Source organism: Anabaena sp. FACHB-83 (assembly GCF_014697485.1).
In the GTDB taxonomy this organism is placed as follows: Bacteria; Cyanobacteriota; Cyanobacteriia; order Cyanobacteriales; family Nostocaceae; genus Nostoc_B.
This window is the reverse complement of the sequence record NZ_JACJRY010000034.1, coordinates 60,200-69,828: the sequence shown is the minus strand read 5'-3', so window position 1 is coordinate 69,828 and position 9,629 is coordinate 60,200. Positions and strand designations below refer to the sequence as shown.

Genomic DNA, 9,629 nt, shown 5'->3' with positions numbered 1-9,629 from the left:
ACTAGCATCGCTTCACCTCCTCTCTTATACTACAATGCTCGGTATAAGATTAATTGGAATACAATAAAAGTCGCCCTCGAAGTGCCAGGCTTTAGACCCAGTTTTTCGGTAAATTTTACGTCTCTATTTCATCAAATATTTTCTGGTTCAATTAAAAATATATGCTTGACCTGACAAAATTAGCGCGACAAATGCAAGGTTTAAGCCAGCATCTCTCTCAAGAAGCTGTTGCTGGTCGCCAGCGTTTAGAATTAGCGCAACAACATTTAATAAATGCTTACGAATGTCAGCAAGATTTAATTGAACGTCAAGAAAAATGGCGCGATCGCATTTTATTTGCTAATGCTACCCCAATTGAGCCATTAGAAACTCGCATTGATATTCCTATTCCACCGAAAGTACATACCGTTATCGCTACCGACGGTTCACAAATTGCCCCCAGCCACCACGAAATAGCTTATTGTTATCTCTTAAATATTGGCAGAGTCGTTTTACACTACGGTCAAAATCGTCATCCACTACTTGATAGTTTGCCAGAAGTATTTTACCGCCCCGAAGATTTATATGCGTCGCGTCAGTGGGGAATTAGAACAGAAGAATGGATGGGTTTTTGTCGGACTGCGAGTGAAGCAACGGTCTTAGCTGAATTAGCTTGTGCAGCCAAGGGAGATGCGCCAGCCTTAGCAATGGTGGATGGTTCGTTAGTTTATTGGTTTTTAGAACAGTTACCGCTAGAAGCACGCGATCGCATTTTACCGCCGATTTTGCAAGCTTGGCAGCAGCTACGTGATGCAGGAATCCCTTTGATGGGTTATCTCAGCGCCTCTCGGAATGTGGAGGGAATTAACTTTTTACGGTTGATGGCTTGTCCCCATCCGGTTCCCGACTGTGTAAGTTATTGTCCCAACCAGTTAGAAAAAGTTCCTTGCAAAGTATTTGAACCTTTACGAGATACGTCTTTGTGGTCAACTCAACTCCAGCCAGGACAACGCGGCCCTTTATGGCGGAGTAATGCGCGAATTTTAGAGTTTTATGAAGGTCAAAACATTTATTTTTGTTATGTTCACGTAGGTACGGAAATTGCTCGTATTGAAGTCCCTGCTTGGGTTGTGGAAAATACAGCTATGTTTGATGAAGCCTTGGGATTGATGCTGGCGCAAGTTCAAAAAGGATATGGCTACCCAGTGGCGATCGCAGAAGCGCATAATCAAGCTGTAGTCAGAGGTGGAGATAAGGCGCGTTTCTTCGCCCTTTTAGAAAAGCAAATGATTAAAGCTGGCTTAAAAAATGTCGGTACTTCTTACAAAGAAGCCAGGAAACGCGGAAGTATCGCTTAAAAATTCAGACATATTAACCTGTAACTTATCACCTGCTATATCCTGCTATATATTGTTTGTCTTTGATTCGCTGATTTTGGTGAAAGTTCTATGTCACGAGGCAACCAAAACTCACAACCTTCTCCCCAAGAACCTTACTCCAGAAAGCCACCAATTTGGAAGGCGGCTATTATCGGAGTGTTGCGGGGGACAATTGGGGTTTTAGAAACAGCCGTGGTGAAATTAGAGGCTGAGTCATCTACAACAAATCCAACTTGGCAGCAGTTTCAGTTAGTCTGGAATGGGTTATTAGCTAAAATTCGCTCTTTATTACCAGCAAGTTTCTCTAGGAAGTTGTCGAACACAACTTTGACAGGAATTATTGCTGGAATTACTTTAGTTTTGGTGATTGGGACAACTTCTAGCTTATTTTCGAGTAAACCTACGGAAATTGCTACCATTCCGCCTGCTGAAGAAGTTCCTGCACCTACGCCTACGCCAACTGTTCCGCCAGAGTCTACAAGATCAGAACCTCAGCCGCCAGTAGAAGTTACGCCAACACCAGAACCGGAACCGGAAGTGACTCCTACACCAACACCAGAACCACAAGCAGAAGCTACACCAACACCAGAACCGGAACCGGAAGTTACTCCTACACCAGAACCAGAATCGGAGGTTACACCAACACCAGAACCAGAACCGACACCAGCAGTAGAATTAACACCAGAACAAATTTTGATTGCAGCAATTGAAAATCAAGTAGCAGAAATTAGCGATCGCTTTGCCTCTGGTCTGATAAAGTCAATTCAAGCCAATTTTCGCACTAGCAATCTCATTATTAAAATTAATGATGATTGGTACTCTCTTAAAGAATCTCAACAAAACAAACTGGCATCAGAAATATTACAGCGTTCTCAAGAACTCAATTTTAGTCATTTAGAAATTTTCGACTCTCAAGATAGATTAGTCGCCCGTAACCCCATTGTCGGTAACGAGATGATTATTTTTAAACGCCGCACCGCAAATTCTACTATTTCAATTCCTGGCTGACGTTCATTGTATATTTAAACTCTTTATATTATGAATGTTATACCTCGTTTGCTAGAGGATTGGCGATCGCTTATAAAATAAGATAGTTAATAAATTCTTTGCAATTGGCTTAAACGCCAATCGATTTAATAAATAAATTCAAAATTATTCTTAAAGGGAGCATGAAACTATGGATATGCAAGTCCTGAGAGAACGTGCTGGACTTAGCCGTGCAGAGGTGGCCTTCAGGCTTGCAATTAGTGAAACCAGTGTACGTAACTGGGAAGCTGGCCGCACTGAACCTACAATGACACCCAAAAAATATCTAGAGGCTATACGTCTATTTGGCTGTACACCAGAAGAATTAGCCTCCGCCAGTGAAAAATCCATCAATCAACGCCATAAACGTAAACCCGGTAGACCAAAGCGTTTTCCTGAAAATTCAGTAGCGCCAGTCCCAGATGCAACTGTTTGTGGTTAAAACAAAAAGTGTGAAGTATGAAGTATGAAATGAAGAAACTTGTATAGTCAGGCTGAACTGTACTAGTTTTGGAAAATTACTCAGCGAGAAGTTGCGTGCGGGGGTTACCCCCGTTGAGCAAACTTCGGTGACTCAATACTTTTTACTCTAACGGTGGTAATGGTTTTGTTACCACCACTTTTCGCGTTAAAATATTTATTTCAGTCACGAAATTTTTTGCATCTGAGGTGTAAAAAACTAGGAAAGTGGATTCATTCGGTTGATGGGTTCCTAATACTTGGTCTACTTGGCGGATAACTTCAGTATAATTTTTGCCAGCAAAATCAGAAACAGCTATAGTTTTGCGATCGCTTGCTGTCAGACGTTTGTCACCATCGCTGTCAGCCGTTACCACTTCATACCAAATTCCTTGCACCTTTTTGATAACATTTTCAGGAGGTGTTGATAAGCCTAATGTTTGATAGCGTAAAAACAACGAGTTATTATTGGGAATTAACTTCCAAGCTGATTGATCACTGGTATTAAAAAATAAAAAATTCCGAATGCTGGCAGCTTCTTTTTCATAGTAAGACTGACGATAATTTTGTTGGGAACTGATCGTTGCCATTAGGTACGGTGTACCTTTAATCACTTCAAATGAACCCAAGCTAAATTGCACTTGAATATCAGAATCAGTTTCTAGATTAACTATGTCACCAACATGACGTTCTCGAAATAATTCTTGATAAATTCGATAAGCTGCATAGCCTAATATCGAAAAAGTCATCAAACCACAAAGTACAATAATTATTGCTCGAATCGTAGTCAAAAAATTCGGAAATCGAAATCTACTCATGTTCTGGATTAGGTTGAGTAACAACGAGACATAGCCGTAATTGTGACAATTTATGTATATACTAAATAAACATTATTGAGTATTGAATTCAGTAGATTTACTAATATTTCAAAAACTCATCTCCAACTAGTGCGATCGCTCACCGTATTTGCTACGGCAGCGCGATAAGATTCTAAAACAACCGTCGTAACTAAAGGTTTAAATGGCAGAAACATTATTTTTCAACGCTCTGCGGGAAGCCATTGATGAAGAAATGGCGCGTGATTCCAGTGTATTTGTTCTGGGTGAAGACGTAGGACATTATGGCGGTTCCTATAAAGTCACCAAAGACTTGTACAAAAAGTATGGTGACTTGAGGGTTTTAGACACTCCCATCGCCGAAAATAGCTTTACTGGTATAGCAGTCGGGGCGGCCATGACTGGGTTGCGACCGATTATTGAAGGTATGAACATGGGCTTTCTGCTCCTCGCCTTCAACCAAATCTCCAATAACGCCGGGATGCTGCGCTATACTTCCGGCGGTAACTTTAAAATTCCAATGGTAATTCGCGGCCCCGGTGGTGTCGGTAGACAATTAGGCGCAGAACACTCCCAACGCCTAGAAGCTTACTTTCAAGCCGTACCAGGGTTAAAAATTGTGGCTTGTTCCACACCCTACAACGCCAAAGGCTTACTCAAATCCGCCATCCGCGACGATAACCCCGTACTGTTCTTTGAGCATGTACTTTTGTATAACTTAAAAGAAAATTTACCAGAAGAAGAATACCTCCTGCCCTTAGATAAAGCCGAGGTAGTGCGTCAAGGCAAAGATGTCACAATTCTGACTTACTCCCGGATGCGCCATCATGTCGTGCAAGCCGTCAAAGCTTTAGAAAAACAAGGTTACGACCCCGAAGTAATTGATTTAATATCACTCAAACCCTTGGATTTTGATACCATCGGTGCATCTATCCGCAAAACCCACCGCGTCATTGTCGTAGAAGAATGTATGCGGACTGGCGGTATCGGTGCAGAACTAACTGCTTCCATTAACGATCGCCTCTTTGACGAATTAGATGCACCAGTATTGCGTCTATCTTCCCAAGATATTCCCACACCATACAACGGCGCTCTAGAGCGTCTTACCATTGTTCAGCCAGAACAAATCGTTGAAGCTGTACAGAAAATGGTCGCTATGCGGGTTTAGGGAGTAGAAAGGCAAAAATCAAAAGGCAAAAGTCAAAAGAAATATAGTCTTTTACCTTTTGACTTTTGACCTTTGACTTGATTGATACCTACTCCCCACTCCCCACTCCCCACTCCCCATCATTCATAACTCCATCAAAGAACGCTATTATAGCGTTTGTCAGTTGCGAGTTATGGTATGCAAAGACAGCAGTCACTATTAGCTTTGATATTAGTTTTGGTAATCGCTGCGATCGCAGTAATTGCCACAATTCCTATACCTCTGGGGCTGGATTTACGCGGCGGTTCCCAGCTTACAATTCAAGTCAAACCCGCACCAGGGATGAAGGAAATCACCGAACGCGAATTAGCAGGCGTTCAGAAAGTCGTAGAAGGAAGAATTAACGGCCTTGGTGTTTCCGAACCAGTCATTCAAACCGTAGGTGCAGATAAAATTCTTGTCCAGTTACCAGGGGTAAATGATCCCGAACAAGCAGAAAGAGTTCTAGGCGGTACAGCACAATTAGAATTTCGTAAACAAAAACCTGGAACTGAAACCCAACTTTTTGCCTTTCAATCTTCACGCGCCGAACTGAAAGCCAAGCAGCAAGAATTACGCAACAGCACAGATAAAGCCGCAATTAACAAAAATCAAGAAGAATTACAAAAAAATAATCAAGCTATCCTGGAATTATTTGAAAGCACCGATCCTCCCCTTAATGGTAAATACCTGCAAGATGCCTACGGTGAACCGACTCAACAAGGTAACAATTGGAATGTTGCCATTCGCTTTGAGCAGAAGGGCGGTGAATTATTTGCTGAAATTACCAAAAATTTAGCAGGTACAGGCCGTAGTATTGGGATTTTCCTTGATAACGAACTGATCAGCGCCCCTGTAGTCGGGCCAGAATTTGCGGCTAATGGGATTACTGGTGGTGCAGCCGTCATTACAGGCCGCTTTACAGCCCAACAAGCCAATGATTTAGGCGTGCAACTGCGTGGTGGTGCGTTACCTGTACCCGTGGAAATTGCTGAAATCCGCACCGTTGGGGCAACCTTGGGTAAGGACAGTATTGTCAGCAGTATCTATGCTGGCAGTGGTGGTCTGCTTTTAGTATTAATATTTATGATTTTGTACTATAGACTACCAGGATTAATTGCGAATATTTCTCTGATTATCTACGCTATTCTGACTTGGGCTTGCTTTGCCTTGTTAGGTGTAACTCTGACATTGCCAGGTATTGCAGGTTTTATTCTGAGTATTGGTATGGCGGTGGATGCTAACGTGCTAATTTTTGAGCGCACCAGAGAAGAACTGCAAGCAGGTAAGTCATTGTATCGCTCTGTGGAATCTGGCTTTTACCGCGCTTTTTCGAGTATCTTAGACGGCAACGTCACAACAGTAATTGCTTGTGCAGCGTTATTCTGGCTAGGTGCTGGTTTGGTGAAAGGCTTTGCGCTCACCTTGGCTTTGGGCGTAGCAGTGAGTATGTTTACTGCGATTACCTGTAGTCGTACCTTTATGTTTTTAGCAATTTCGATTCCTGCACTGCGAAAACCAGAATTTTACTGTCCGAACCTGTCAGCATCAGGAGCATCTAATAAGACTGAGGTAGCGCAATGAAACTGAGTATTAACAAATCGCGATCGCTTTGGTGGACTATCTCTTGTGCAGTGATCCTCGCTGGTATCATCTCAATGGTGATTTCTTGGCAAAATCCAAATATTCGTGCGCCTCTACGTCCAAGTTTAGATTTTGTCGGCGGTACAAGACTACAGTTTGAACGAGATTGCAGTCAACCGAAAAACTGTGAACAGCCACTTGATATCAACGTTGTTCGGGAAGTCGCCAAAGAACAAGGGCTAGGTGATAGCAGTATCCAAATTGTTGCCGATCAAGAAACCAAAAAAGAAAACGGTATCTTGATTCGGACAAAAAATTTAAATCGCGATCAGCGTACCCAGTTGCAAAATGCTCTCAGCGCCAAAGTTGGTGCTTTTGACGAGCAGAAAAACCAAATTGACACAGTTGGGCCTACCTTGGGAAGAGAGTTATTTACCTCTGGGATGATTGCTTTGGTGGTCTCATTTGCTGGAATTATCGTCTACCTAGCTTTCCGATTCCAGTTAGATTATGCCGTCTTTGCGATTATTGCTTTGTTTCATGATGTGTTGATCACAGTAGGTATATTCTCAATTTTTGGTCTGGTTTTCGGAACAGAAGTAGATAGCCTTTTCATCGTTGCTTTGCTGACAATTACTGGGTTTTCAGTCAACGATACAGTGGTAATTTACGATCGCATTCGTGAAACCCTCAAAACCAATCCTAACCGCCCAATTGCCGAAATTGTTGATGATGCCGTCAATCAAACCCTAACTAGGTCAATTAACACCACCTTAACAACTTTATTGACCTTATTTGCCATCTTTCTGTTTGGGGGAGAAACCCTAAAAAACTTTGCCTTAGCCTTAATTATTGGTTTCACCGCCGGGGCTTACTCCAGTATTTTTATTGCTAGTACTCTCCTAGCTTTGTGGCGGGAACGTACCGAGAAACCTAATCCAGTCACCAACAGCGAAGCATTTGACGCATCAGCAGATAGTTAGTCAATTATTAGGGATTTTCGATTAACTTGCTGAAATGTTGTTTATAAGGCTCCCACATTTCTCAAACCAAGACTCAAATTCAAAAACTACCCAAAATCTCGCATTTAAAATCAAAAATTGCTAACACTATTTGCATCAACGTCCGCGTGACCTTTTCCTGCTATGGATCAATCAGAACAACCATCAATTAATGACCCATCTTTTGCTAAACAAGTTCAGAAACTACATCAGCTGACAGTGTATGGCAGATGGTTATTTGTGACATTTTTATGGCTGTTGATTGCACCTGTGAGTCTGTGGAATTTACGCTCAGAAATTGCCCTGTGGCAACAATACTTTACCTGGGTAGCAGTGCGATATGGACTCATCTATCATCCCCTGTCTACCTTGGGTTTAAGTTTTTGTATTGCTATGACTGTTTCTGTTTTAGTTTGGCAAAGCCGTAATATTTTAATGGGACTACCACAGCCAGAAAAAGAACGCCTAGAAAAACAAGTTTGTCGCATCCGCCAGCAAGGGCCTAGTCATCCTCTGTGGAAGTTCATTTGTGAGTAAGTCTGAGAATGGTTAAATAAATTTGTATATGGTTGCATTTCACTATGCCTATGGAGAAATTTTCTGCACAATATGACTAAATAAAAGCAAACATACTTATTGGTGCAATTGAGTTGCTACACATGAACCATCCTCAGATTAAATTTAGCGATCGCCATTCTGACATCGACCTTTACCAACTCCAAGAATTATTTAATCTTGCAGCTTTTTGGGCAAAAGGACGTAGTATTGAGGATTTAAATATCGCTGTTACCAACAGCAAGCCAGTAATTTCTTTATGGGATGATACAAAACTCGTTGGCTTTGCTAGAGCAACTTCTGATGGTATCTATCGCGCCACAATCTGGGATGTAGTCATTCACCCAGACTACCAAGGCACTGGGCTAGGTAGCAAATTAATCACAACAGTTTTGAACCATCCCCGAATGAAATTGGTAGAGCGAGTATATTTAATGACCACTCACCAACAAGGATTCTATACAAAAATGGGTTTTATACCCAACAGCAGCACAACTATGGTGCTACATAACCAATCCAAACAGCTAAATTCCCTTTCCGCAGCAGAATTACAGTTTCAGGAATAGGGGTTAGAGGCTAGTACAACAAGGCAAAAGGCAAAAGTCAAAAGTCAAAAAGCTTAGAACACAAGCTTTTCACTAACTTGAAATGGTATCTTTATTTCCACCGAACTGTACTAGAGGCTTTTTACTCAGCACTCAGTACTCAGCACTCAGCACTTTTTCAAGCTACAGGAATGGTAATTTGTACCCTAGTTAGTGAATCAGTTGATTCTGGACTTGTTAAATGGGGAAGCATTTCTAGTTTTGCTCCCATAACTTCTAATAGTGTTTGATTGAGTAATAATTTCATTCCTGGAGAAAGATTGACCTTCTCATCTTTAGTTTGAGAAGGCTCATTATTATGTTTCATTAAATCTATCGGCTCACTTTCAGGTAAAGCATGGGCAGGAATATCTAAATAGATATGAGCCATATTAGTATGATCTGAAACTGTGGCGGAAACCCAAATACTACCCTCTTGCATTTGGGTAATTGCAGTGTCTACTAAATTAACTAAAATTTGGCGCAACCAGCGATGATCTGCCAACACATGAACTTCTGGATCTATGGGTGACATCTGCAACAAAAAATTCCGATTCGCCGCCAGCATATAAGTTAAGTCTTTAACTTCTTGAAAAACTGTGTCTAAACATCGGGGCTGAATATCTAATTTATTTGTACCGTATTCGGTTCGAGAAACGCTGAGAATTTCATCCATCAAATGCAGCAATTTCAGAGCCTTTTCGTGAGCTTGGGCGATAAATTCTCGTTCTTCTGCGGGATTTTCACATAAGTCTGACAAAATTAATTGATGCAAGCTAATCACACTATTGAGTGGCGATCGCAATTCATGGGTAGTACGTGCTAAAAAACCCGCTTTAAATTGACTCATTTCCTGCGCCATTTGATAAGCCAACTGCGTTTGTTTGATTTCTTGCCGCAGTTGTGACACAGTTTCTTGTGATTCTGATATTACTGGCGATATGTTAGGACTAGTGTTTGCTGACTTAGCAAATAACCAACGAAAACCGATTCCTAAGATGAGTCCGACTCCGAGATATGCCCAGTTGCTCCAATTCATA

10 protein-coding genes are annotated in these 9,629 nt (G+C 41.6%); 8 read left to right on the top strand and 2 right to left on the bottom strand.

Annotated features, from left to right (window positions below; all coding sequences use genetic code 11):
* The first annotated feature begins 161 nt into the window (after positions 1-161).
* The 3 genes from H6G79_RS27290 to H6G79_RS27280 all read left to right on the top strand — a co-directional run bounded on the left by H6G79_RS27290 (position 162) and on the right by H6G79_RS27280 (position 2,826).
* A complete protein-coding gene (locus H6G79_RS27290; RefSeq protein WP_190595006.1) occupies positions 162-1,337 on the top strand; it encodes a DNA double-strand break repair nuclease NurA in 1,176 nt (391 codons plus the stop codon).
* Between the two features lie 90 nt (positions 1,338-1,427).
* The gene (locus H6G79_RS27285) at positions 1,428-2,366 is read left to right on the top strand and encodes a hypothetical protein (RefSeq protein WP_190595007.1); all 939 of its coding nucleotides are present in this window, start codon (positions 1,428-1,430) and stop codon (positions 2,364-2,366) included.
* 169 nt (positions 2,367-2,535) lie between these two features.
* Positions 2,536-2,826 carry a DNA-binding transcriptional regulator gene (locus H6G79_RS27280; protein ID WP_190595008.1) on the top strand — a complete coding sequence of 97 codons (291 nt, stop codon included), beginning with the start codon at positions 2,536-2,538 and terminating at the stop codon, positions 2,824-2,826.
* A 142-nt stretch (positions 2,827-2,968) separates the two neighbouring features.
* On the opposite strand, the gene H6G79_RS27275 is transcribed toward H6G79_RS27280, so the two are convergent.
* Positions 2,969-3,661: a hypothetical protein gene (locus tag H6G79_RS27275; RefSeq protein WP_190595009.1), complete on the bottom strand. Its 693-nt coding sequence runs from the start codon at positions 3,659-3,661 to the stop codon at positions 2,969-2,971.
* Between the two features lie 202 nt (positions 3,662-3,863).
* On the opposite strand from H6G79_RS27275, the gene H6G79_RS27270 reads away from it, so the two are divergent.
* The 5 genes from H6G79_RS27270 (at position 3,864) to H6G79_RS27250 (ending at position 8,571) form a co-directional block, all read left to right on the top strand.
* Positions 3,864-4,847 carry an alpha-ketoacid dehydrogenase subunit beta gene (locus H6G79_RS27270; RefSeq protein ID WP_190595010.1) on the top strand — a complete coding sequence of 328 codons (984 nt, stop codon included), beginning with the start codon at positions 3,864-3,866 and terminating at the stop codon, positions 4,845-4,847.
* A gap of 177 nt (positions 4,848-5,024) precedes the next feature.
* Positions 5,025-6,449, top strand: a complete 1,425-nt coding sequence (secD, locus tag H6G79_RS27265) for a protein translocase subunit SecD (RefSeq protein ID WP_190595011.1) — start codon at positions 5,025-5,027, stop codon at positions 6,447-6,449.
* Complete coding sequence (secF, locus tag H6G79_RS27260; RefSeq protein ID WP_190595012.1) at positions 6,446-7,432, top strand: protein translocase subunit SecF; 987 nt, start codon at positions 6,446-6,448, stop codon at positions 7,430-7,432. The genes secD and secF overlap by 4 nt, the downstream gene beginning before the upstream one ends.
* Positions 7,433-7,594: 162 nt before the next feature.
* A complete protein-coding gene (locus H6G79_RS27255) occupies positions 7,595-7,987 on the top strand; it encodes a hypothetical protein (RefSeq protein ID WP_190595013.1) in 393 nt (130 codons plus the stop codon).
* 122 nt (positions 7,988-8,109) lie between these two features.
* Complete coding sequence (locus tag H6G79_RS27250; protein WP_190595014.1) at positions 8,110-8,571, top strand: GNAT family N-acetyltransferase; 462 nt, start codon at positions 8,110-8,112, stop codon at positions 8,569-8,571.
* Positions 8,572-8,728: 157 nt separating this feature from the next.
* Here H6G79_RS27250 and H6G79_RS27245 read toward each other — a convergent pair whose 3' ends face one another.
* Positions 8,729-9,628 (bottom strand): HAMP domain-containing sensor histidine kinase, encoded by a 900-nt coding sequence (locus H6G79_RS27245; protein ID WP_190595015.1) that lies wholly within the window; start codon positions 9,626-9,628, stop codon positions 8,729-8,731.
* Position 9,629 lies beyond the last annotated feature (1 nt).

What these genes read in the sequence shown, in the direction of transcription:
- H6G79_RS27245 (WP_190595015.1), bottom strand. Translation starts at nt 9,628, where the DNA reads ATGAATTGGAGCAACTGGGCATATCTCGGAGTCGGACTCATCTTAGGA.
- H6G79_RS27255 (WP_190595013.1), top strand. Translation starts at nt 7,595, where the DNA reads ATGGATCAATCAGAACAACCATCAATTAATGACCCATCTTTTGCTAAA.
- H6G79_RS27280 (WP_190595008.1), top strand. Translation starts at nt 2,536, where the DNA reads ATGGATATGCAAGTCCTGAGAGAACGTGCTGGACTTAGCCGTGCAGAG.
- secD (WP_190595011.1), top strand. Translation starts at nt 5,025, where the DNA reads ATGCAAAGACAGCAGTCACTATTAGCTTTGATATTAGTTTTGGTAATC.
- H6G79_RS27270 (WP_190595010.1), top strand. Translation starts at nt 3,864, where the DNA reads ATGGCAGAAACATTATTTTTCAACGCTCTGCGGGAAGCCATTGATGAA.
- H6G79_RS27290 (WP_190595006.1), top strand. Translation starts at nt 162, where the DNA reads ATGCTTGACCTGACAAAATTAGCGCGACAAATGCAAGGTTTAAGCCAG.
- H6G79_RS27275 (WP_190595009.1), bottom strand. Translation starts at nt 3,661, where the DNA reads ATGAGTAGATTTCGATTTCCGAATTTTTTGACTACGATTCGAGCAATA.
- secF (WP_190595012.1), top strand. Translation starts at nt 6,446, where the DNA reads ATGAAACTGAGTATTAACAAATCGCGATCGCTTTGGTGGACTATCTCT.
- H6G79_RS27285 (WP_190595007.1), top strand. Translation starts at nt 1,428, where the DNA reads ATGTCACGAGGCAACCAAAACTCACAACCTTCTCCCCAAGAACCTTAC.
- H6G79_RS27250 (WP_190595014.1), top strand. Translation starts at nt 8,110, where the DNA reads ATGAACCATCCTCAGATTAAATTTAGCGATCGCCATTCTGACATCGAC.